This is a genomic window from Rhabdochromatium marinum (genome assembly GCF_016583795.1).
Classification (GTDB): domain Bacteria; phylum Pseudomonadota; class Gammaproteobacteria; order Chromatiales; family Chromatiaceae; genus Rhabdochromatium; species Rhabdochromatium marinum.
This window is the reverse complement of the sequence record NZ_NRRS01000003.1, coordinates 72,317-95,720: the sequence shown is the minus strand read 5'-3', so window position 1 is coordinate 95,720 and position 23,404 is coordinate 72,317. Positions and strand designations below refer to the sequence as shown.

The 23,404-nt window shown below is 54.2% G+C and carries 20 protein-coding genes and 1 tRNA gene; 17 read left to right on the top strand and 4 right to left on the bottom strand.

The features are described from left to right. Positions 1-20: 20 nt before the first annotated feature. Entirely contained in the window at positions 21-1,604 is a 1,584-nt protein-coding gene (locus CKO36_RS01935) for a sodium:solute symporter family transporter (protein WP_200279780.1), read from the top strand. Here the strand turns inward: CKO36_RS01935 and uvrA are convergent. Beyond that, on the bottom strand, positions 1,601-4,459 hold the full coding sequence (gene uvrA, locus CKO36_RS01930; RefSeq protein ID WP_200279779.1) for an excinuclease ABC subunit UvrA: 2,859 nt from the start codon (positions 4,457-4,459) through the stop codon (positions 1,601-1,603). The genes CKO36_RS01935 and uvrA overlap by 4 nt on opposite strands. A 162-nt stretch (positions 4,460-4,621) precedes the next feature. On the opposite strand from uvrA, the gene CKO36_RS01925 reads away from it, so the two are divergent. The 4 genes from CKO36_RS01925 (at position 4,622) to CKO36_RS01910 (ending at position 8,058) form a co-directional block, all read left to right on the top strand. After that, positions 4,622-5,335, top strand: a complete 714-nt coding sequence (locus CKO36_RS01925; protein WP_200279776.1) for an SDR family oxidoreductase — start codon at positions 4,622-4,624, stop codon at positions 5,333-5,335. A gap of 105 nt (positions 5,336-5,440) precedes the next feature. Continuing rightward, positions 5,441-5,515 (top strand) — tRNA-Val (locus CKO36_RS01920). Positions 5,516-5,544: 29 nt separating this feature from the next. Continuing rightward, positions 5,545-7,077, top strand: a complete 1,533-nt coding sequence (locus CKO36_RS01915; RefSeq protein ID WP_200279772.1) for a glucosyltransferase domain-containing protein — start codon at positions 5,545-5,547, stop codon at positions 7,075-7,077. Between the two features lie 162 nt (positions 7,078-7,239). Further along, a complete protein-coding gene (locus tag CKO36_RS01910; RefSeq protein ID WP_200279769.1) occupies positions 7,240-8,058 on the top strand; it encodes a ParA family protein in 819 nt (272 codons plus the stop codon). A gap of 19 nt (positions 8,059-8,077) precedes the next feature. Here the strand turns inward: CKO36_RS01910 and CKO36_RS01905 are convergent, their stop codons facing one another. Further along, complete coding sequence (locus tag CKO36_RS01905; protein ID WP_200279767.1) at positions 8,078-9,001, bottom strand: chemotaxis protein; 924 nt, start codon at positions 8,999-9,001, stop codon at positions 8,078-8,080. 144 nt (positions 9,002-9,145) lie between these two features. Here CKO36_RS01905 and gspG point away from each other — a divergent pair, with 144 nt between their 5' ends. From gspG to CKO36_RS01850, 11 genes are all read left to right on the top strand, one after another. Further along, positions 9,146-9,583 carry a type II secretion system major pseudopilin GspG gene (gene gspG / locus CKO36_RS01900; RefSeq protein ID WP_200279766.1) on the top strand — a complete coding sequence of 146 codons (438 nt, stop codon included), beginning with the start codon at positions 9,146-9,148 and terminating at the stop codon, positions 9,581-9,583. A 17-nt stretch (positions 9,584-9,600) separates the two neighbouring features. Next, a complete protein-coding gene (locus CKO36_RS01895) occupies positions 9,601-10,071 on the top strand; it encodes a GspH/FimT family pseudopilin (RefSeq protein ID WP_200279764.1) in 471 nt (156 codons plus the stop codon). 1 nt (position 10,072) lies between these two features. Continuing rightward, on the top strand, positions 10,073-10,486 hold the full coding sequence (locus CKO36_RS01890) for a type IV pilus modification PilV family protein (protein WP_200279762.1): 414 nt from the start codon (positions 10,073-10,075) through the stop codon (positions 10,484-10,486). 26 nt (positions 10,487-10,512) lie between these two features. Next, on the top strand, positions 10,513-11,271 hold the full coding sequence (locus CKO36_RS01885; RefSeq protein WP_338053402.1) for a prepilin-type N-terminal cleavage/methylation domain-containing protein: 759 nt from the start codon (positions 10,513-10,515) through the stop codon (positions 11,269-11,271). 107 nt (positions 11,272-11,378) lie between these two features. After that, positions 11,379-12,263: a type II secretion system minor pseudopilin gene (locus tag CKO36_RS01880; protein ID WP_200279760.1), complete on the top strand. Its 885-nt coding sequence runs from the start codon at positions 11,379-11,381 to the stop codon at positions 12,261-12,263. A gap of 56 nt (positions 12,264-12,319) precedes the next feature. Continuing rightward, positions 12,320-13,420 (top strand): PilN domain-containing protein, encoded by a 1,101-nt coding sequence (locus CKO36_RS01875; protein ID WP_200279758.1) that lies wholly within the window; start codon positions 12,320-12,322, stop codon positions 13,418-13,420. Continuing rightward, positions 13,417-14,037 (top strand): type II secretion system protein GspM, encoded by a 621-nt coding sequence (gene gspM, locus CKO36_RS01870; RefSeq protein ID WP_200279756.1) that lies wholly within the window; start codon positions 13,417-13,419, stop codon positions 14,035-14,037. The genes CKO36_RS01875 and gspM overlap by 4 nt, the downstream gene beginning before the upstream one ends. A gap of 43 nt (positions 14,038-14,080) precedes the next feature. Next, positions 14,081-14,752, top strand: a complete 672-nt coding sequence (locus CKO36_RS01865) for a hypothetical protein (RefSeq protein ID WP_200279754.1) — start codon at positions 14,081-14,083, stop codon at positions 14,750-14,752. A gap of 496 nt (positions 14,753-15,248) precedes the next feature. Continuing rightward, on the top strand, positions 15,249-15,965 hold the full coding sequence (locus CKO36_RS01860; protein WP_200279751.1) for a hypothetical protein: 717 nt from the start codon (positions 15,249-15,251) through the stop codon (positions 15,963-15,965). A gap of 50 nt (positions 15,966-16,015) precedes the next feature. Further along, positions 16,016-17,698 carry a hypothetical protein gene (locus CKO36_RS01855; protein ID WP_200279747.1) on the top strand — a complete coding sequence of 561 codons (1,683 nt, stop codon included), beginning with the start codon at positions 16,016-16,018 and terminating at the stop codon, positions 17,696-17,698. A 76-nt stretch (positions 17,699-17,774) separates the two neighbouring features. Beyond that, positions 17,775-18,479, top strand: coding sequence for a sulfotransferase domain-containing protein (locus CKO36_RS01850; RefSeq protein WP_200279744.1), 705 nt, complete (start codon positions 17,775-17,777; stop codon positions 18,477-18,479). Between the two features lie 24 nt (positions 18,480-18,503). Here CKO36_RS01850 and CKO36_RS01845 read toward each other — a convergent pair whose 3' ends face one another. Continuing rightward, positions 18,504-20,270 (bottom strand): hypothetical protein, encoded by a 1,767-nt coding sequence (locus CKO36_RS01845; RefSeq protein WP_200279741.1) that lies wholly within the window; start codon positions 20,268-20,270, stop codon positions 18,504-18,506. Between the two features lie 246 nt (positions 20,271-20,516). Here CKO36_RS01845 and CKO36_RS01840 point away from each other — a divergent pair, with 246 nt between their 5' ends. Beyond that, on the top strand, positions 20,517-22,736 hold the full coding sequence (locus CKO36_RS01840) for an STT3 domain-containing protein (protein WP_200279739.1): 2,220 nt from the start codon (positions 20,517-20,519) through the stop codon (positions 22,734-22,736). A 116-nt stretch (positions 22,737-22,852) separates the two neighbouring features. On the opposite strand, the gene CKO36_RS01835 is transcribed toward CKO36_RS01840, so the two are convergent. Beyond that, entirely contained in the window at positions 22,853-23,392 is a 540-nt protein-coding gene (locus tag CKO36_RS01835; RefSeq protein ID WP_200279736.1) for a retropepsin-like aspartic protease family protein, read from the bottom strand. Between the last annotated feature and the right edge of the window lie 12 nt (positions 23,393-23,404).

Genomic DNA, 23,404 nt, shown 5'->3' with positions numbered 1-23,404 from the left:
CAGGCTTGAGGTGAGTTCGGATGGATGGCGTGAGTCTCAGCCAGATTGCACTGACGGGCGTCGATTTGGCGGTGATTGGCGGCTACTTCCTGTTGGTGGCCCTGATCGGCGTGCTGGTGGCACGGCGCACCCATGACGATCAGGACCTGTTTCTGGCCGGGCGGCGGCTGCATTGGGCGCCGGTTGGGCTGTCGCTCTTTGCTTCCAATATCTCCTCCACCACCCTGATCGGTCTGGCCGGCGCGGCTTACAGCTGGGGGCTGGCGGTGGCCAATTATGAGTGGATGGCGGCGCCCATTTTGGTGGTGATGGCGCTGGTGTTTATTCCGCTGTATCTCAATGCGCGGGTTGGCACAGTGCCCGAGTGGTTGGAGCATCGCTTTGACCGGCGCGCGCGGCAGTATTTTTCCGCACTGACGCTGATCTCCAATATCCTGGTCGATACTGCTGGCACCCTCTTTGCCGGTGCCCTGGTGCTGGCGAGTCTGGTGCCCGGGCTGGATTTGTTCAGTGCCGCGCTGCTGCTGGCGGCGGTTGCGGCCAGCTATACTGCTGCCGGTGGGTTGGCGGCGGTGGTGTATACCGATGTGCTCCAGGCCATTTTGCTTATCATCGGCGCCTGTCTGGTGACCTGGCTCAGCTTTGCCGAACTGGGATTCGACTGGAACGCGCTGGTTGCGGCCACTCCGCCTGAGCGGCTGCATCTGTTCCTGCCACTAAACGATCCCAATCTGCCTTGGCTCGGTACCCTGATCGGTGTGCCGGTGCTGGGCTTTTACTTCTGGTGCACCAATCAGTTCATCGTGCAGCGGGTGCTGGGCGCGCGCAGTATCGGCCATGCCCGGGCTGGGGCCCTGTTGGCCGGACTGCTCAAACTGCCAGTGCTTTTTATTATGGTGCTGCCGGGGGTGATGGCCATTCAGATTCTGCCTGGCCTGGAACACGGCGATCAGGTATTTCCGGCGCTGATTGCCGAATTGTTGCCGGTGGGGCTCACGGGTCTGATCCTGGCCGCGCTGGTTGCGGCCCTGATGTCGAGTATTGATTCCACTCTAAACGCTGCGGCCACCCTGCTGACGCTGGATTTCATCAAACCCGCTTGGCCTGGGCTGAGTCCAACGCGCACGGCTTGGATTGGTCGCCTGGCCGTGGTGCTCTTTATGCTACTGGCGGCGGCGATTGCGCCGCTGATCGGCCATTTCGAGGGACTCTTTCATTATCTGCAAACCGCGCTGTCCTATCTGGTGCCACCGGTGGCGGCAGTCTTTGTGCTGGGGGCCTTTGTGAGTCACGCCGGGCCACGCAGCGCGCTGGCGACGCTACTGGGTGGGCATCTGATTTCGGCGGTGCTGTTCGTGCTCTGGCTGCTGGACATCCTGGCGCTGCATTTCACTCTGGTGGCGGGGGTATTGTTCGCGCTGAGCGCGGGGATTTTTCTTATCACCCGCTGGCGCTGGCCGCTGGAGGCAACCCAAGCCGGCTCGGCCGGCTGGTCGCCGCACCTGTCCCGACCCGAGGCTGGGACAAGCCTGTGGCAGGATTATCGGGTGCACGCTGTGTTGCTGCTGATGCTCACGGTCGCGCTGGTGTGGAGCTTTCGCTAGCCTGATGGGGTGCTATGCGAGTCGCCTTGATGAGCCGTGGCAGCGAGCAGGGGCTGTAGAAAGCGTCCGGTATGCGAGGCGTCACAGGCGGCAATGACCTCAGGCGGGCCGGCAGCGACCAGCTGACCGCCGGCATCGCCGCCTTCGGGACCCAGGTCGATGATCCAGTCAGCGGTTTTAATCACATCCAGGTTGTGCTCGATGACGATGACAGTATTACCACGCTCGCACAAGTGATGCAGCACGGCCAGCAGTTGTCTGACATCCTCGAAATGCAGTCCGGTGGTGGGCTCATCGAGAATATAGAGGGTGCGCCCGGTGTCGCGGCGTGACAATTCGCGGCTGAGTTTGATGCGCTGCGCCTCACCGCCGGATAGGGTGGTGGCACTCTGCCCGAGCGCGATATAGGACAGACCAACGCTCATCAGGGTGTCGAGTTTGCGCTTGAGCTTGGGCACCGCCGCGAAGCAGTCCCGCGCGGCCTCAACGGTCAGGTTCAGCACCTCATCAATGGTGCGACCTTTGTAGCGGATCTCCAGCGTCTCGCGGTTGTAGCGCCGCCCGGCACAGACCTCGCAGGGCACGTAGATATCCGGTAGAAAGTGCATTTCCACCCGAATTAAGCCATCGCCCTTGCAGGCCTCGCAGCGTCCCCCTTTGACATTAAAGCTGAACCGTCCCGGCCCATAACCACGCGCGCGTGACTCAGGCACGGCGGCAAACAGCTCACGGATCAGGCCGAAGAGTCCGGTGTAGGTGGCGGCATTGGAGCGCGGGGTGCGCCCGATGGGACTCTGGTCGATCGCAACCACCTTGTCGAAGTGCTCAAGCCCCTGGAGTTCCCGGTAGGGTGCTCCCTGGAGGCGAGCGTGGTTGAGCGCGCGCGCCAGAATGGGATACAGGGTGTCGTTGATCAGAGTTGATTTGCCCGAGCCGGACACGCCAGTAATGGCACACAAGGTGCCGACCGGAATGGCGATGTCGAGGTTATGCAGATTGTTGCCCTGCGCGCCCAGCAGTCGCAGCCAGCGCTCCTGTGCGGCGATGCGGCGCTGCGTGGGGATCTCGATGCGGCATTTGCCGCACAGATAGCGCCCGGTCAGGGAGTCCGGATGGGCCATAATCTCCTGCACGGTGCCTTGGGCAACAATCCGCCCGCCCTGAGCACCAGCGCCCGGTCCGAGATCGACGATGTAATCCGCTGCGCGCATGGCTTCCTCGTCATGCTCGACCACAATGACCGTATTGCCAGTGTCGCGCAGGCGGCGCAAGGTATCGAGCAGGCGGGCATTGTCGCGCTGATGCAGGCCAATGGATGGCTCATCAAGAATGTACATCACCCCCATCAGCCCGGCGCCGATCTGACTGGCCAGGCGGATACGTTGCGCCTCGCCGCCCGAGAGAGTGTCGGCGCCGCGCGCCAGGCTGAGATAGTTCAGGCCGACATCCACCAGAAAGCGCAGGCGCTGGACAATCTCGCGGATAATGTTCGCGCCGATCATTGCCCGCTGACCGCTGAGTTCGAGGGTCTCAAACCAGTGCAGGCAGGTGCGAATGGGCCAGGCGGACAGTTCCGGCAGATTACAGCCCTGAATACGCACATGACGCGCCGCAAGATTCAACCGGCCACCAGCACAGGCTGGGCAGGGCTGGTGCGACAGATAGCCGGCCAGCTCCTCACGCACCAGGCTGGAGTCGGTGTCACGATAGCGTTGTGTGAGCATGGGCAGCACGCCTTCGAACACCCGCAGCCGCCCCGCGCCGCGCTCATGCGGCCGTTTGAGTTTTAGCTTGTCCTCACCCGTGCCTCGCAGCACTTGCGCGCGCACTGGCGCAGGCAGGTCATGCCATGGGGTGTTCAGATCGAAGTCGAGATGCGCCGCCAGTGCCTCCAGCATGCGAAAGGAATGGCGGTTGTTGCGATCCCAGCCCCGAATTGCACCCGCAGCCAGGCTCAGCTCGGGCTGCTGCACCACCTTATCAGGATCAAAAAAGACCTCATGCCCCAGGCCGTCGCAGGTCGGGCAGGCGCCGGCGGGATTGTTAAACGAGAACAGCCGCGGCTCCAGTTCGCTTAAGCTGTAGCCACAGCTTGGGCAGGCAAAGTTGGCTGAGAAGACCGTCTCCGGCGCCTCGGGCGCATCCATGTGTGCCAGTCGCACCCAGCCGCCGGAGAGTGCCAGCGCTGTTTCCAGCGACTCAGCCAGGCGCTGGGCGCGATCCGCGCGTACTCGAAAGCGATCCACCACCACTTCGATCTGGTGCCTGGCCTTGGGGGTCAGCGGTGGTGGTGCATCCAGCTCGCACAGTTGGCCGTCGATGCGCGCGCGCACAAAACCTTGGGCGTTCAGTTCCGCGCACAGTGCTTGAGCATCGCCCTGGCGAGTGGTATTGATGGGCGCGAGCAGCATGAGCTTCTCGCCCTCGGGTCGCGCGAGGATCTGATCGACCATCTGGGTGACTGTTTGTGCCGACAGCGCTGTGCCATGCTCCGGGCAGTGCGGGATGCCGACGCGCGCAAACAGTAGGCGCAGATAGTCGTGAATCTCGGTGATGGTGCCGACCGTCGAGCGCGGATTGTGCGAAGTGCTTTTTTGCTCAATGGAGATCGCCGGCGACAGCCCCTCAATATGATCAACATCCGGCTTTTCCATCAGCGACAAAAACTGCCGCGCATAGGCCGACAGCGACTCGACATAGCGCCGCTGCCCCTCGGCATAGAGCGTATCGAACGCCAGCGAGGATTTGCCCGAGCCGGACAGGCCGGTTAGCACCAGCAGGCGATTGCGCGGCAGGTCGAGGTCGATATTGTTCAGGTTATGGGTGCGGGCGCCGCGAATGCGGATCTTGTCCATGGAATTTTACGGCTCCAAGCAGGGTCTGACGCGTGACCACAGTCAGGCACCGGGGCGTGCAGGCGGCCATGATTGCACTGCTCCCGGTGCGGGGCAACCGCAGAACTCCGAATACCGTGCTGCTATACTTTTTAACGTTCTATTAGCTTTGGGAGACCGTCTATGGATATTAACCCTGTTGCCGTCGTGACCGGCGCCTATCGCGGACTTGGTCTGGAAACCTGCCGTCAGCTTGCGGCGCGCGACTATCGCGTGATACTGACCGCGCGCCGCGAGGCCGAGGGCCAGAGCGCCGCCGGCAAGCTCGCTGCCGAGGGACTTGACGTGCGCTTTTTCCCGCTGCATGTCACTGAGGAACCTTCGGTGCTCGCGCTGCGCAAATATCTGAACAAGGAGTTCGGCCGCATCGACGTGCTGGTCAACAACGCTGGCATCTTCCCCGATCCCCCGCCTGGCACGCCTGGCTCAAGCATTTTCGACGCCGACCTCACCGATCTGCGCAGCGCATTTGAGACCAATACCCTGTCTGCCCTGCGCCTGTGCCAGAGCCTGATTCCACTGATGCAGGGGCGCGGCCGGGTGGTCAATGTCTCCTCCGGCATGGGCCAGCTCAGCGATATGAACGGCTATGTGCCCGCCTACCGGCTGTCCAAGACTGCACTGAACGCCGTCACCCGCATCTTTGCCGACGAACTCAAAGACACCGGCATCAAAATCAACGCCGTCTGCCCCGGCTGGGTGCGCACCGAAATGGGCGGCGCCAATGCCACCCGTTCCATTGAGGAAGGCGCCGCAGGTATCGTCTGGGCCGCCACCTTGGCGGATGACGGCCCCAGTGGCGGCTTTTTCCGCGATGGCCAGCCGATTCCCTGGTAAGCAGCCGGTTTTGTTTTGGTCGCCAGTGTGAGTCGCGTGCTCGTATTTGACCAAGTCACCAGCAGCCACTATATTAACGGCTAGCCACCAGATTGGGGTGCATTAGGGCGCGTAGCTCAGTGGGAGAGCACTGCCTTCACACGGCAGGGGTCGCTGGTTCGAAACCAGCCGCGCCCACCATTTCTTCCTTCTCCTGTCGAACTTCGGGGATGCGGGCTTCTGAACAACCTGGAAGGCTGCACAAATTGAAGTTGCTCGATTCAAGCCGAATTTCCGTTGCCACTCAAAGGGCATTGCTTGCCTCTTTTGCGGCACAGCTGTTGGTTATTTTGCCAATCGCTCTTGCGGGCCGCTTATATATGGATGATCTTATGCGCGCTGCCGATGGTGAGCGTGCTTGGTCTGCCGCCGGTCGCCCGCTGGCCGATCTTCTGTATTGGTTGGCAAATCTTGGTGATCCGGCGGTCAATGTTTTTCCGCTGTATCAAGTGATCAGTGCCGCTTTGGTTGCGCTTGCTGCAGTGCTGTTGGCTAGACTGCTCGGTGTGCGTCAGCCTGCATTGGTTGCGGTCGCGACTTTCCCCCTTGGTGCACAACCTTACTTCTTGCAAAATTATTCTTATGCCTTTGATGCGCTCACGATGAGCGCGGGGTTGCTTTCTGCTGTTGCGGCGGCGTACTGGATATGTTCGCAGGGGGGAGGACGACCCATCATTTTTGGCAGTCTGGCTTTGTTTGCCGCGCTAACTCTCTACCAGCCAGCGTTAACAGCCTATATGCTAATAGCTGTTACTGTGCCCTTGCTCAACCAAGCAGAGGATCGCAACCGTCAACTAATCTCCGCAGTAGCTGTTGGCGGGATTGCTGTATTGATCTATCACTATGCTGTGCCGATCAGTAACAGCTACCATGCCAATAAGCTTGTCTTGCTTCAGTGGTCTTCATTCGTGCCAAGTATAGTGCATAACTTAGAAGAATACTGGCATCTCTTAATGGCCCATTGGCAGGGATCTTTTGTTGGGTGGAACATTGCTCTAATCTTTTTTTTAAGTATTATTCTAAGCGCTGTTCCTATCGCTAACCGAAAAAACTCCAGCAAAAAAATACAATTTGAGACAATATACAGTCCAGTCGCACTTGTTTTTTGCGTTGGCTTGTCATACGGTGCGCTACTTCTGATGGAGAAGCCAATCTATGTTCCTCGAGTGTTCATTGGTGTTGGTGTGGCGATTACTTTGATGAATCTAGTGATTGTCAGGCAGGTGTCGATTTTGAGATGCAAGTGGATTCGCGGGTTTCAATGGATACTGGTGATTCCCGTGTATTCTCTGGCCTATGCTTTTCTGAACGTTTCCTTCGCTTATGGCAATGCGAGCGCAGCCCAAAAAGATTTTGATCTGGGATTTTATACAAGATTAATACATGATTTAGGCGTTTTGGACCCACATCAGGAGGCTGATACAATCGGTTTTATCGGAGCAGGTCCAAAAAGTCCAACACTGCTGAACAGCGAAAAAAAATTCCCCATTCTTGGCTCTTTGGTTAAGAGTCATGTCAATAATAATTTTTACTGGGGATCTTACCAATTGCGCCATTATGGGATTGATCTTAAACAGGCTGTGGTTGCAAAAGCCATGCGTGAGCAAATTACTCAAGGCGAACTCAAGCCAGCAATTGACAGAAGAGATTATGAAATTTTTCTTCTCGATCATGCTATGGTGGTAAACTTTGCTGTGCGCTAAGCTAAATCTTAGCATGACAATTGTGTTTTATATTCGCAAAAAGACAAAGTTTAGCATGCAGATGATTGGCTTTATTTGTGATGAGCCACATGGATATCCGCACGCGTTTCGACTGCGCCCGGACCTCGGTGAGCAAAAGCGGTTGATGATTCTGGAGGTTCAATGGAAATTTGGACTGTTGCCAACCTGAAAGGCGGGGTTGGCAAGACCACGACGGCCGTGTCGCTTGGCGGACTGCTGGCGGCTTGGGGGTTTCGGACCTTGATGGTCGATATTGATGCACATGCATCGCTGTCGGCCTATTTCGGCTATGATCCGGATCAGCTCGAATTGAGCTGCTATGACTTGTTTTTGGCGACAACCGAGCGCCGCACCATTGATATCCGTCAGCTGATCTTTTCGACCAACACCCCGCGCCTGGATTTGATTCCGGCCACGACGGCCCTGGCCGGACTCGATCGCCAGTCCGGGCGACTCAATGGGCTGGGCTTGGTGCTTAAGCGTGCTTTTCCTGCCCTGGAGGGCAGTTACGACTACATTCTGATCGACTGTCCACCTGTACTCGGTATTTTGCTGATCAATGCCCTGGCGGCTTGTGACAGGCTAATTATACCGGTGCAGACGGAATTTCTGGCCCTTAAGGGGCTTGAGCGCATGATGCGGACCATGGACATGGTGCTGCGAGTACGCCAGAGTCCGTTGCGTCATACCATTGTGCCAACCTACTTCGATCCGCGTTCGCGCTCATCCATTGACAGCCTGGCGGAGTTGCGTCGAATGTACGATGCCCACCTGTGGAAAGGCCATATACCAGCGGACAATCGTTTGCGAGATGCCAGCCGTTCCGGTGTGCCGCCGGCTTTTTTTGATCCGCGTTCGCGGGCGGTGGTGGCTTATACCGACCTGCTCGAAACCCTGCGACGTGAATCGCCTAACTCGCCGGTGGCGCCGTCACGAATATATCCACCAGCGGTAAGCTGAATACGGACGCTTGATGGTTTCAGCTGCCACCCCGTGCCTTAATGTGTTCAAGTACCGCGCGCGCTAAGTCATCAGGATGGTATTTCTGGATAAACTTATTGGCCCCGGTGCGTTTGATCATATCGACATTGAAAACACCGCTGATGGATGAGTGCAGCAGAATATAGATGCCGTTGGTACGCGGATTGGCGCGGATTTTTGTGGTGAGTTCGTAGCCATCCATCTCTGGCATTTCGATGTCTGAGATTACCATTAAAAAGTGTTCGGCAATGTTAATGCCGTCCGCAATCATCTGCTCGATTAACTCCAGTGCCAAGCGCCCGTCGTTGACCAGGGTGCACTCAATGCCAAGCTGTTCCAGGGCACGTCGGATCTGATTGCGCGCCACCGAGGAGTCATCAATGACCAGCACCCGGCACCCCTGGGCGACTGTTTCCAATAGCAGCGGATCGGACACAATGGTGCTGGCTTGCACAACCTGGTCAAGCACTTTTTCTACATCCAGGATCTGAATCAGTTCGTTATCCACCAGAGTTACAGCAGTGGCGTAGGTGTCGCGGCCGAGTTTGCTGGGCAGCTGCTGGACCTGATCCCATTGGGTGTGGATGATGCGCTCGACCCGGCGGATCAAAAAGCCGTGCACGGAACGATTGTATTCTGTGATGATAATGTGTCCCTTTTCCGGCGCTTGCAGCGCTGGAAGTTTCATGGCCAGTGACAGATCCAGAACCGGCATGGTATGACCGCGCAGGGTTGCGATCCCCAGTACCAGCGGATGCGAGCCGGCCATTTTGGTCAGGGTTTGCGCAGGCACAACTTCTTGGACCTTAAACACGTTAATTCCGTACAGTTGCGGATGGTCGAGCCGGAACAGCAGGAGTTCCAATCGGGTGCCGGCGACGCGGTTGCTTTCAACGGAAGAGCCGTTTTGAGATTGAGCCATGACGATCACGTACAGAGTTACGGGTTGGGAACGGGTTGTAAACGAGTTGCCGGGCGATGCAGGCGCGGTCGATGCTGCCGCGCGTCTCACCGCTTGGGTTACAATAACGCTTTTCCATGTGCAAGCAATACTTGAGGATTCATTATGAGTCATGTTAGACGCGCACCTCGCCGCTGGGGTCGCGGCTTTACCCTGGTGGAGCTGTTGGTGGTGCTCGCCATTCTCGGCCTGCTGGCCGGTCTGGTCGGGCCGCAGGTGATGAAATTTCTTGGCAGCTCTAAGACCAAGACAGCCAGATTGCAGATCGAGGATCTGTCCGCCACGCTTGATCTCTACCGTCTTGAGCTGGGCCGTTACCCCAGCACGGCTGAGGGGCTGGAGGCTCTGGTCAAGGATCCGGGCAACTTGCCCAACTGGAACGGCCCCTATCTGAAAAAGGCCTCGGTGCCCAAGGACCCCTGGGGCAATGACTATCAGTACCGCTCGCCGGGTGAGCATGGTCCTTTCGATATCGTCGCCCTGGGGGCTGATGGCCAGGAAGGGGGTGAGGGTGACAATCAGGACGTGAAGAACTGGGAGTGACAGGCAGGCTAGGCGGCATGCCGTCTCGATTCGCTGTGTTTCGCGGGCGCGGCTTTACCCTGGTGGAGTTGTTGGTCGTGTTGGCCATTGCCGGGCTCATGATGTCGCTGACCCCGCCGCTGATTTCGGCGGCGCTGCCGGGTGTGGAACTCAAGGCAGCCGCGCGTCGCACGGCCGGCGCCCTGCGTGTCACGCGTGAGCGGGCGATCAGTTCCGGACAGGATCAGGCCTGGGTGCTCAATATCGATACCAAGCGCTATCAGATTGCGGGCACACAGCGCGACGGTCGCCTGCCGGATGGTCTCAAACTCCAACTGGTGGCGGCCGAGCGGGAAATGCTAAGCGATCAACAGGGTGGCATTCGATTTTTCCCGGACGGCAGCTCAACCGGGGGGCGCGTGATCCTGTCGCGCGGTGACAGCGGCTATCAGGTCGGGGTGAACTGGCTGACCGGACGCATCCTGATTGCAGACTGGGAGAATGACTGACATGCGGACATCTGCGGAGTCGTCAAGGCTCCAGCGCGGCTTTTCCCTGCTGGAAGTCATGGTGGCTTTTGCGATTTTAGCGCTCTCGCTGGGCGTGCTGATGCAGATCTTCTCCCGCAGCATGAACGCCACAGCACTCAGCAGCGATTACTCGCGGGCAGCAGCAGTGGCCGAGGCGCGGCTTAACGCCGTTGGCGTGGATATTCCGCTGGTCGAAGGGGTCTATAGTGGGGAGCCGGAGGACGGTATTGATTGGGTGGTCAATATTGAAGCCTTTCCGCCGCCTATTTGGGCCGCAGATAATCCAGTGCTGCAAGCTTATCTGGTTCGCGCAGTTGCCAGTTGGCCCGGTACAGGGGCTGGGCACGGGCGTCGCGTGGAGTTACAGACCTTGCGCCTGGGTGAGATCAACTGAGAAACCGAGCAACTGGGATAACCTGAGTGCGCACATCTGACAGCCAACCGGCTCCGCAAGCCCAGGGAGCCGCTCAAGCTCGGGCTGGCGTGCATGGCTTTACGCTGGTTGAATTGCTGATCGCGCTGGTGATTTTGAGCGTCATCACCCTGTTGCTTTTCTCCGGCTTGCGCCTGGGATCGCGTGCTTGGGAGAGCGTCGAAACCGTCTCCGAGCGGCTGGCCGACCTGCGTCTGGCGCGCAATTTTATTGAGCGTAGTCTGCGGCAGGTGCGCAAGGTTGAACTTAGGGTTGAGGGACAGAAGTTCCTAGTTTTCTCGGGTCAAACTGATCAACTTGAATTCGTTGCGCCACTATCAAGCCATGTGGGAGTGCCTGGACTATACATATTGCGTCTGACGCTTGAAGATACTGGCGATAATACAAAACGCCTCGTCCTGACGCGTTGGCTGTTACACCCCGATGTGCTTAACGGCACAGACAATGCTCCAGCCTGGCAGCCGCTAACAGAGGCCTCCAACTTCGGTTCCAATGGCGATGCGTTGGACCGTGACCTCGCCGCTGGTGCTCAAGGGCGAACCCTGTTGTTGCCGCAGGTGGGTCACTTCGTCATGTCATATTATGGTCTCCAGCGCGGGGAACAGGTTCCAGGCTGGTACGACGAATGGCTTGACCAAAGCGAACTACCCTATCGAGTGCGCCTTGATCTGAGCACACCCGAGCAAAACTGGCCGGTCGCCTTGATATCGCTACCGGGACCCGGTGTTTTGGTAGAGGGGCGCTGATGACACTACCTAGACACATGGCAAACCGGTTGGCGCAGAATGGGATTGCCCTAGTATTGGTGCTCTGGGTCCTGTCCTTGCTGACTATTATGGCCTTGAGTCTTACCATGACCCAACGCAGTCAGAATGCGCTGACGCAGAACCAGCTCGATAACGCACGCTTTCGGGCTCTTGCTGATGGTGCCGTGCATTTAGCCGTTTTCAATCTGCTGTCACAGCCTATCCAATTCGCTGAAGCAGAGTGGCTGTGGTTGCCGGACGGGGCAGCACATAATATTCAGCTTGGTGGGAGAGATATTGAGGTCTGCATTTTCAATGAGGCATCGCGAATTGACCTTAACCAGATCAGTGGTGACCAATTTACAACTTTACTGGAACTGGCCGATGCGCCGCCGGAGGATGTTGATACCCTGGTTGGCGCGGTCCTCGACTGGCGTGATACAGACCAATTCACCAGCTTGAATGGTGCTGAGGACGATGATTACCGAGCTGATGGTTATAGCTATGGTGCCGCCGATCAAAACTTTGAAAGCCTTGACGAGCTTTTACAAGTGCGTGGTATGACTCAGACGTTGTTTCGCGAATTAGAGCCCGATCTGCGTGTTGGTGTCGGTGGTGGATCTGGAGGCAGATCTTCAGGTCCTGTGTTTGGCGGTTCGAACCCAGACAGTGGCCGGTCAGTTGCTTTCGCGCCACAGTTTGCTTCGGCACGTGCGCTGGCTGCAATGAAGAACTTGGCTATTGAGGATGCTGAATTGTTAGTTGCCGAGCGTAATCAAGCACAGATACCCGGGGCTAAACGGTCACAAACGAGTGATCGTGGAGGACCTTTTTACCGCATCCGTGTCACATCCCTGTCAGATGATGGGTTCGGGCGCGTTATCGAAACATTGGCACGAGTTGCACTCAGGGATACACCACCGTTTGATATTATCTGGCGCCGTGAAGCCTTGATGGTAGTTACTCCAAATGTAGCACCGGAAGTTCAGTAGTTTTATGATTTTTTTACCTTGAAATGTTGATCTAATTTGAATTTTATTTGAAATTCATGAGTATCTCTAACCGCTTAACCTTCTTGCGCTTACCAAGCCTGAGTGATACCTCCATAGGTCTTTTGCTTGGCCGCTGGTGGCAAGTATTTTTTGACTGTCTACCAAACCGCGTACAACATTGGCTCATGCAGCGCCAGGCTCCTACCTTAGTTGTTAGCCTGCTGGGACATGACGAGGCTCTATTGTTGTGTCAGTTGGGGCATGATCGTACTCCCATTACCAGGCTTGCCGCACAAGCTGATGCAACGCTCGATACTCTAGTTCCTAAACCGCGCAAAGGCTGGCGCGAAACTATCGTTGAGTTACCGGCGCCTAATGTGCTCATCCGTTCGGTCAGGCTACCTGTTCAAGTCAAAAACAACTTACGCCAGGTTGCCGGCTATGAAATTAACCGTCTCACGCCCTTCGATGTTCAACGTGTCTACTATGACGTGATGGGCATTGATGGGCAGGCGCGCGGCAGCAGCTTACTTGAGGCCAGGCTTGCCATCTGCCCTCGGGAGCAGGTGACCCCCTGGCTAGAGCGATTGCATCGGTTTGGTTCAACGCCCGCGCGACTGACTTGGCAGGGAGCTTGGGATGGCGCTAATTTGCTACCTCCCGAAGCGCGTCCTCGCCGGGGCAATTTTGGGTTGCTCGTCAACAGCGTTTTAATGCTTGTTGTGCTGGGGCTGATAGCTGCGGTGATGTTTACACCATTGTGGCAAAAGAACCGTGAGCTTGAACAACTTAACCACGCACTTAGGGGCGTGCGGATTGAAGCTGAGCAGGTACCAGCTCTTCGGGAGGAGCTTGAGTTAGCCCGTGCTGGCAGCGTCGCGGTGCTGGATCGTAAAGCCACGCAGCCACGCATGATTGACCTGCTGCGCGAACTTACTGATCGCCTTCCAGATCACACTTGGGTGCAGACCATCAACTTCAGCAATGACGAAGTCGATATTCGTGGCGAGTCAGATCAGGCCACTGAGTTGCTGAACGTGCTGGAGCAGGCACCAGGAATTACCAATGTCAGCTTCCGCTCACCTGTAATGCAAGTGTCAAATACTGGCAAAGAGCGCTTTCATATTGCCTTGCGCTACCGAAGACCTCCAGCATGACGCACCGCATTCCGAAGAATCGTCGTTGTTTGCTTGTTTGGGGATTGCCTGCCGCTATTTTGCTCGGCATCGTTCTTGCTGTGTTTGTCCCCTGGTGGCAGCGCATGGCAGATTTAAACTTACATATCGACCGCTCGGGTAGGCAAATTGTTCAATATCAACGTATTGTTGCAACATTGCCAAGTCTGCGCGCAGAGCTAGAACAGGTTCGTAAGCGCGACGATACTAAGGCCTTCTATTTTGCTGCAAAGACACCCGCGCTTGCCGGAGCTGAACTGCAAGGCCAGGTGCAGGACATCATCCGTACTGCTAGCGCCAGACCAGTGAGCACTCAGATCTTGCCAGTTGATGCCAACGAAAAGCCTCCACGTATTCGCGTTCGGGTGCAGTTTCAGGGGTCAACTCAATCCCTTCGTGATATTCTGTTTAGCATTGAGGCGGCTCGCCCGTTTTTGTTTATTGACCAGATGTCCCTGCGCAGCGCCGCATCGAATGTTCCATTGTCCCCAGTTAACCAGGCGCGGGCAGCTAGAGGCAATCCACAAAGGCCGCCACGTGAGCGCGACGAGCTTACCGTACGGCTGGACATCTTTGGCTATATAAAAGGTGGAGTATGAAATCAATTGCCGTGCTCGAGTACCCCTCCAGTGAATTCTACGCATGAGAATCTGGTTTGGCGGCGTCGGCATCCTGCTGATTGGCGTGCTAGCCTTACAATGGGTTGGCTGGGAGGAACGCCTAAAAGTTAGTCTTAACGCGGATGATGATGCTCAGTCTCCGGCTCCTGTCGTGGCTACGCTGCCGAATGCTGCCGATCTCCTTACACCGCCGCCGCCGCGTGAAGAATATTCGTCCGTAATCGAGCGATCCCTGTTCCTGCCTGATCGGCGGATACCGGAGCCGCGCCCTGCTGAGCAAGCGCCGCAGCTGGAGCCGGAAGCGGTGGATGATAGCGCTTTGGCAGGACTTGATTTCAATGCCGTGCTGCTGAGTGAAGATGTATCGCTCGGCTGGGTCCGCCTGCCACCCAAAAACGATCTTCGGCGACTGCAAAAAGGGGATAAAATTCAACAATGGACAGTAGCTGACATTAGCAAAGACAGTCTGCTGTTGCGTTTCCAGGACGCGGAGCGGCGGTTTATGCTGCGCGACTATGCTCATGCACCTCCGCCCATTCCACCTACACGCATGCCCCCACCTTCGTCAACCAACCGACAGCGGATGGATGGGGGCTCACCTCAGCAGGTGGGACGTCCGCCGTTAGGGGGCAGCGATACACCAGCTCTAAAGCCCAAGCTGCCACCTCGAGGGCCAAGCTTTGGGCCGGGCTGACTCAATCAGTTTGCCTGCCTGGCTACAGGACAACTTGCGGTTTTTAAAAATGCCAAAAGTGAACAGCAGGGTAAAAAGCCGTTTCGTTTTTGTGTTTTTTTTCATCAGGCCTGCCTTGGGTTGATGAAACAAAGTTAGTTTTTGGTTGAGGTCAATGGTATTGATGTCCGTCAATCTGAATCCAGGTTGCGTACAATGGCTTTGGTGTCGCGTTGCACGAACTTTTCTATAAGGTTTTTGGCAGCTGCGTTGTTTTTTTGCAACATGGCTTTGAGGCTTGTTGCGGCTTGCGAGGCATCACGTCGAAGCATACCTTCGTATTTTTACTTAACAAGATCCTGCTGTTTTCCTATACTTAGTCAGCCGCATTGTTGTATCTCTGCATGCTTGTTGCGAAAACCACTACGGCGTTGTAAAATAGTGTTGACAGGCGGCGGTTCAGCAGCTAGAGTTGACTTAAACCAATCAGTACGAACGCCAATTCTGACATCAAAATATGCTTTCTAGCGATCCAAAAATGACCCGCGAGGCTTTCCTGCATCAAGGGATTTTACTAAGCACTCGAGCTAAAGTGGCCAATACAGGTTTAGTTTACAACTGGCCCTCAAAGCAAGGGTTCCGCCATTGTTTCGCTGCTGGTGGCCTGCTGTCTGGCAGGCAGGTTAAGACCATTTTTGGCCCCTTACTTCAAGTGGCAGCGATCTTATGCATCGTGTTGAGCGGGCAGGTTGCGGGCAGCACGGCAGAAGCAGATGGTAGCTCACATGAGCCAGTTTTTGGACCAAGCGCGGAAACGAGCGTTGAGATGGGCGAGCGTGTGCAAGCGATGCGTCCACAACCGAATGTGCCGACAGATCCTGTCTCGGCAGCCTTGCTGGATCGAGTCCAGGCCTACTGGGCTGCATTGGTTGAAAAAGACTTCGATGCTGCCTACCAGTACCAGACACCCGAATACAGGAAAGAGCACTCAGCAAAGGAATTTGCGAAAAGCTTTGGTCCCTATGCCACTTGGTATGGTATTGAGCCAATCAAAATCGACTACACCAACGACAGTGTAGCGATAGTCGGCTTTCTGCTTGATCATAGCATCATTGATATGAGCCTCGATCAGCCAATCAGATTTGAGCGCTACATCAAGGAAACATGGGTTCGAGAAGGAGGGGAGTGGTGGCATCAACGCCAATCAGTTAAAATGCCGGGCATGGCTCGGTAGTCCCCGGGCAAAACAACCTCAATTTTTTAATCCGCAAGGAGAAATCGACGATGACACAGATTAAGAACGCTCGTTTGAGCACGGCAGTCACGGCGGCAATGGGTAGCGCCGTACTCGCATGCGCCCCGATGTCTGGGCAAGCCCAAGACGCGAATGCCCCAGCAGGTTTTTCTGCTACCCAGACTGGTCAGGTCATGATCGTCCCGTATTACACGGTAAATGGCAGTTGGAATACGTCTATAAATCTGACTAATACCTCAGATAGCGCGCTGATTGTTAAGGTTCGTTTTCACGAAGCAGTGAACAGCCGCGATATTCGTGACTTTAATGTCATGATGTCGCCAAAAGACGTTTGGGCAGGATACGTTACTAGTGGTGGTGACGGAAATCCTCCTGTGTTTAATGTTGCGAGTGGTGAAGCCTCATGCACTACGCCGGAAATTCCGCCTGCACCCGGCGGTGTCGCGCTTGATAGCTATGCTTACACTGGCTCAAATAGTGACGGCGGAAGTCAAGACAACTCTCGGATGAACGAGGGTTATATCGAATTTTTGGTGATTGGTGAATGCCAGCCAGGTGAAGCTTGCCTTGATGATGACGACGGCATTGGGTACCTGATTACTCACGTAGATGGCATTCCAAGAAATTGCGAAGAGGCTCGGAATAGATCTGTTGCAGCACCAGGCGTAGACTTTCCGTCCCCGGTGCTTGGAAACGGTCCAGCTGCTGCTACTACTTGGGGAAGCAAAAGCGGAAATCCAGAGTATGCGGATCCTGTGCTGGGTTGGGGGCCTGTTCGCAGCCCTGCTCCATTAAAAGGTAATGTTACTTATGTAAACTCGATCCGGGGTTCCGGTTCTGGCACCGAGGCGCTCCATCTCGATAGCGTCGCTGACCCAACTGTAAGTTTAGTGACTGCCCAAAGTACCAATTGGTTCTTGGAGCCGACGATCGCAACTATGCCAGCAGGACTGTGGAACGTGACTGGGCTTAATGAGCTTGAAGAGCGTATCACTTGGTCAAATGTATATAACGAATGGGCGTCAAATCCAGCGAACAACGCTTATACAGACTGGGTCGTCAATTTCCCGACTAAAGGGTATCATGTCGATCAAAACTGTAATACAGTGCAGGCTAACAATAATGCATGGCGTAACGATGGTTCTACCATTGCCAACTGTGACGCGGATACGCCGTCTAAGTTTGCTCAGGACAATGACACGACAACCATCAGCACTACACCTCAATACACCGCAGCCGATTCGACCGGCCTGCGCATGTGGCCTGTAGACGCACAGCTTGCTCCATTCAACAAGTTGTTTAATGCGGACGGTGATGGAAAATCATTGGTAACCTATCAATTTATGGCTTACGACCGTGAAGAAGGCAAAGGGTCATCTGGGCCTGTCTTCTCGCCAAGTCCAGCAGTCACCGTTGAAATGCCATATGAAACGAATGTAATTCGCTTTGTTGAGGATGCGACTACTGATCCACTGGCATCGAACATCAGCTCTTATCTTGATGTGTACACTGCTGTTGGCGATCCCAATGCTACCTTTGGCTGGGTAGATATTGATTTCAGCCAGTCGGCTTATCCAGATACCAGTGGGGTAATGTTCGACGGACTGCCTGTTTACGGCTTTGCACTTAAAGTGCGCCAGCCGAATGGTGCGCCTCACCAAATCGGTCAAATGATGAATCATGGTTACGGCTATAAAGCTGTGACCCCCTAAGTAATCACCGGCTTTATGTTCTGACACTTCCAGCCGGCCCTCTTTGGGCCGGCTTTTTTGTGCCCTGTTGTTTTAAATGTTCAGAGTGCTCGGTATCGGTGCCCAAAAGGCCGGAACATCTTGGTTATATGAGATGCTTCTGCGCCATAGTGCTATCAGCTTTCCACAGGGAAAGGAGGTGCACTTTTGGAATCACCCTGCCACTCTCAGTCGTGCGCTAATACAGGACTACTTGCGAAAGTTTTCTGACCCAGAGCATATTGAGGGAGAAATCACTCCTGCGTATGGGACTCTGAATGCAGGTCGAGTGCGCCTGATTCATGACTGGCAACCACGCTTACGTCTGCTGTTTGTTATGCGCAACCCGATTGAACGGGCATGGTCATCGGCATTGATGGCACTCAAGCGTGCTGAGCTTGAGTTTGGCGAAGCATCGGAGCAGTGGTTTATTGATCATTTTCGGTCGCATGGATCTTTAGCCCGTGGTGATTATCTGCACACTATAAAAACATGGCAGAACGCTTTTGGTGCAGATGCGCTGCTGATTTTGCAATATCAGGACATCGCCCTGGCGCCGCGTACACTGCTAGATCGGGTGGCTGAACATATTGGGATCGATCCAAATGGATTCAATGCGCTATCAGATGAGATGCTAAGGAAAAAAGTATTTCAGGGGATAGACGAAACGATCCCAGATGCACTGCGGGGTGTTTTAGAGGCAATTTATCGACCGCGCATCCATGCGCTGGAACGATACCTTGGCGAATCGCTCCAGTGGTGATTTATTGGTGCAAACAGTAACCTGTTATTCCCATTGTTTAAGTCCATTCATTTCGGATTGCCGCTCAAAAGCCTTTTGCCAAGCCGGGAGACTAGCAGCATAGCGTTGGAATTGATCGGCATACCGACCTGCTTGCTGCTTATCGATTTCCTGTTGATCTGTTGTCGATTGAAGGCTACTTAGCAATTGTTGGTTTGTAGCAAAAAGTTCTCCGCGCCATGGACTTTGAGGAGAAACGGGTGTTTCACCTTTGGGAGTTTCTGCGGTGACGGCAGAGAGTTCCGAACGCGTAATCGCAAATTGTATGGCTGCACCTTGTTGTTGTTCTTGCAGAAGCATGCTGGCAATTCGTGTGCTTAGTTTTCCTTCGGTTGAAAGACCAGTGATGGTATTGGCTAATAATTGCATACGCTGAGCTGCGGTAATCTCAGCAGGAGCGGGAAGCAAGTTTATCCACCGTTCCAAGGCCTCAGCTGCGTCTTTGGTTGGCACGGCAAACTTTGGACCAAATTGCCATGTACTAGTGCTATCAAGACGATGTTCCAAGGCAAAATTCAAGCGCATGCCGAAATCCTGCGGATAGAGGAAGCGTAAGAGTGCACCAAGCAAAGAATCCTCATTACGACCACGCGGTAGCACTGGAGGAATTAAATCGCTTAAATCCAGACCCGCGCAGGTGGTGTGGTGAAAGTGCGAGCCGTTTAGGAGTTCAGGTCTTTTCGGAACGCTGATTGCGCAGCGTGGAGCATTGCGAAACCGGCGATAGCTTTCTGCGGACAAGACCAGTGCTGGTGCATCAAGGCGAAGACGATAAAAGTATTGCTGGTCATTGATTGAACCGGTGTCGCCGAGAAAACCGTTACGCGTATAGCGAATGCGGCCAGGACGTGCGTAGGGGTGTGGAACAGACTCAATCATGCTGCTCTGCAAGCAACTTGACTCAAGTTGGTTGTTGTTGTTTACGCGTATGGCTGTAGCGATCGGTTGTCCAAGTACGGCACCATGAGCAGCGATAGGATCAAGCTCAGTGCGTGTCAATACACTTTGGGCGGCACTGACATTAGGCATTGGGAGAGCAGCACGGCCAGATAGCCCAAACAACGGTTCGGATTGCGCATCAGGCCAGCGCCACGCGTTGAGTGTGGCATCGTCATCCACCATCAAAATACGCTCACCAGCATGCCGTAGGAAAGCCAGGTTGTATAACCTTCCGTGACTTGGTTGGTCGCGATTGTCGGGATACTGCGGATCAAGCAACCAGTGCAACGCTTCACTATCCTCCGGTGCTTGTTCCACTAGGCTGGCCAACCAAATCTCTTGCTGCTCAAAACCAATATACTTTAGTGTCAATTGCTCGGAGAAATTCTCCACCAAAGCGGCATTAGTGCTGCGATGCTGTGCTCTCCGGGAGTCCTCAAGGATTTCAATTGGCCATGGGTGATTGAAGGTCTTGGCATGCTCTGCGCAGGAGTTTAGCAGCCGATGTAAGGCGTCGGGGCGATCGCAGGTGCGGATGCAGAGTGTGAGAGGTTTAGGTTTTCGGGCAGCGCTAGCTGAATTAGAATCAAGCTGAGCTAAAACATCATCGGCACTATACAACAAGCCTCGTGGAATCAGCTGCCCCAGGCTTTCTTCTAACGTGTGCGGCTGCCCTTGAAGATTCGGAAACCGGCTTACAATGACGGCAGCGTGATCTGAGAGCGAGCGAAAGACTTTCAGATAATCCAAAAACGATTGCCAACGAATATCTACAGCCGCAACCGCTCCGGTATCCAAACGAATTAACATCATTGAACGATCGTCAATGGGTTGAATGGCACAGTCGGCTAGTGCGTACAAGCGGGGTATTGAGGCTGCCATAATTATAGATTCCAATCCGGTTTCAAGGTTCCACGCTTGCTTAAAGCTAAACCAACTTGCTAGCGCGATCGATTTCGTGGTTGGCACTGAAAGAGTATAATACCATCCGTCAATGGCTTTGTAGTGTAATTATCGCAAGATGATGTCCGAAAGCAACGTGTCACAGATTAAATTTGTATGAATCACATGAACGAAAATCTACAAATGACCCTTTCGCCATGGTGGAAACAGCGGGGTTGGCGGGTAGCTGTTGGGTTACTGTTCATTATGCTAGTCAGCCTCTATTTGCGCGGTGACAGCTTGACGCATTGGCTAGATAATAAGAACCGGTTCTTTTTTCAGAGTCAACAGATCCCCCTATTGCTAGGTGTTGATGGTTATTACTATTTGGATATTGCCAGGGAATTGCAACAGGGTAATTATCAGCCACTCGATCTGAGACGGGGTGTGCCGCAAGGACTGGAACGTTCGACTATTGCGCCCTTGGCTTCGGTTTTAACGGCAAGTTTGGCTAATTTATTTGCGGTACCGCTCGAATGGGTGGCTATTATTTTAGCTCCTGTGCTGGGAACCCTTCTGGCTGTTCCAGCTTTTCTACTTGGGCGTGCTTTTGGGTTGCGGGCTATGACACCTTGGTTAGAAGAATCTAGGCGCTATGATGCGGCAGCTGTGATGGGATTAGTAACAGCGCTGTTTACTGTGCTTTCGCCCTATATGCTTTCTCGTAGTATGCTCGGTTGGTACGAGACTGATCCTCTGAATGTAAGCTTTGCAATTATGGCAGCTTTTTTTGCGCTCTATTATGGCGATGTGCGGCATAAAGGAACTCGATCCTTATGGTTTGCTGGATGGGCGGTGACCTTGCTGTTATTTTATTGGTGGTGGCAAGCTGCTGTTGCGGTATTAGTGCTTGCCGCAGGGCCAATGTTGATTGCTTTCTTTATCATGGGTTGGCGAACGCGAGAAGCATTATTGGGATCGCTTTTCATGCTAGGGTGCGTGGTGATAGCTTTAATATTTTTCCAAGGTGTTGATGCACTAACACCGACTGGTCTTGTGCAACAGTTTTTCAGCCTGTTGAACTTCATCACGGGTGATGATGCTCAAGGGAGTTTTCGCTCAGTATCTGCGGATGTTTCCGAGCAGCTAACGGTTTCTGTTGAGCGCTTTATGGAGAATACAACTGGAGGGCTCATACCTTTCACACTGGCAATTGGCGGATTGTTAGGACTCGCTGTTACAACTGGTTACAGAGTATTGTATTTGACAGCCCTATTTTTTGTGACGGCCTTATCTGTAACCGGCGTTCGATTTATGATTTTTGCTGCCCCCCTGTTTGGTTTAGGTATAGGTTTTATTGCCTTTTCTTTGTGGGGCATGAAATTGCGATTGCTTTGGCGAGCAATGGCGATCATTTTAATATCCTTGGGGATTGCCTGGTGGACGGTGCCTGTAGCAGAGAGTTTTGACAGTCAGGTCCCCCGGCGTAAGCCAGCGCTGTTCGATGCAATGCTGGCCTTGCGGCAACAAACGCAGGAAGATGCGGTTATTTGGGCCAGTTGGGGACACGGACACCCACTGGTTTACTATGCAAATCGCGGTACAATTGCGGACGGTGGTTATCATCCAGCTGCGCTGCGATATGCATTGAATTTTCCATTGACAGTTAGTGATCAACGGCTCGCTGCGAACTGGATGGGGTTTGTGGCTGCTCATGGTTTGCCTGGCTTGATTGAGGCTAATGCCCTATTTGGCAAAAATGAACAAGATTGGTCTGCAGGGATGGCGCGTTTGCAAGCGTTACTAGCTAAAGGGGTAAATGGTGCACGCGATTTGCTGTTAAGCGAAGATGGGATTGAAAAAAATGTGCTTGAAAAGCGGCTAGCGTTTTTATTTCCAGGGGCTAGGCGTCCGCTGTATTTAATGCTGGATGAGCTACTGTTGACTGAAGATTGGTTTGGATTTGGACAGTGGGATTTTAAACAACAGGTTAGCCCGCATCAGGAGTATCTCATATTGCATGATGTTAAACCTGTGAGACCAGCTCTGCTCAATGCTTTGAGTTCAATCGGAAAGGCTCAAATAGACATGGGAGAAGGAGAAGTCCGCTTTTTACACGGAAAAATGGCGCTGCGCCAGATTACACTGCTCGGCCCTAGTGGCTTAAAAGGCCGAAATTTTTCAGATAATGCAGAGAATTCTGTCCATATCGTTACGGATGCCAGTATAGGGGTGTTGGCTGGCAAAAGTGAGTCAGCCAGTTTATTGAATCAATTATTTTTTGAGCTTAATGGAAAATCGCCTTACTTTATGCTAAAGCAGGTGTTGCTGCCAATTTATTCAATTTGGCAGGTAACGCCAGAGAGTAGCTCTTTCAATGTGCAAAAAAACACTTAATATTAAGTGTTTATGAGATCGAGCAAACCTGGCAATCATCGAATTCAGCGATTTCGTGCAAGCGCTTTGAAGTAAAATCAGAGGTTTACGAATTAACGCGTTTTAATGGTATTTATTCACAACGGTGCCCGTAGCGTCAGCATTCCATCACGCTGCAGCAACTCAACGCGCCGCAGAAAAGTCATTCCAAGCAGCACCTCATGCCCCTCCATTCTGGGCATGACGATCGCATGGATGTTTTCTGCATGCAGTGCACCGATGTCGAGGCGGTCGATGCGGGTAGTCCAAATATCGACAGTGCCATTGGCGGTTTTACTGCGTCCACCAGGGCGCAGGGGCAGACCCAGCTCGCGGGCAAGTTCAAGTGGTAGAGCAACGGCGCTGGCGCCGGTATCGATTAGAAAAATCACGGGTTCGTCGTTGATGGCGCCAGGGGCAACATAGTGTCCAAGACGATTGCGCTTGAGGCTCACCTGGGCTTGGCCATGGGGATCGGCGGCGCTGATTTTAAGCTGGCGGTTGGGGTTCTGTTCGCCCTCAATGTATTGATGAAAGAACAGACCGAGCAGTGCGAGTCCTACAACCCAGGCAGCAAACAACATGATATTACCCAGACGTGAGGGTAGATCATCCCGGTTGGGCAGCGGGTCTGTCATAACGGTTCCATG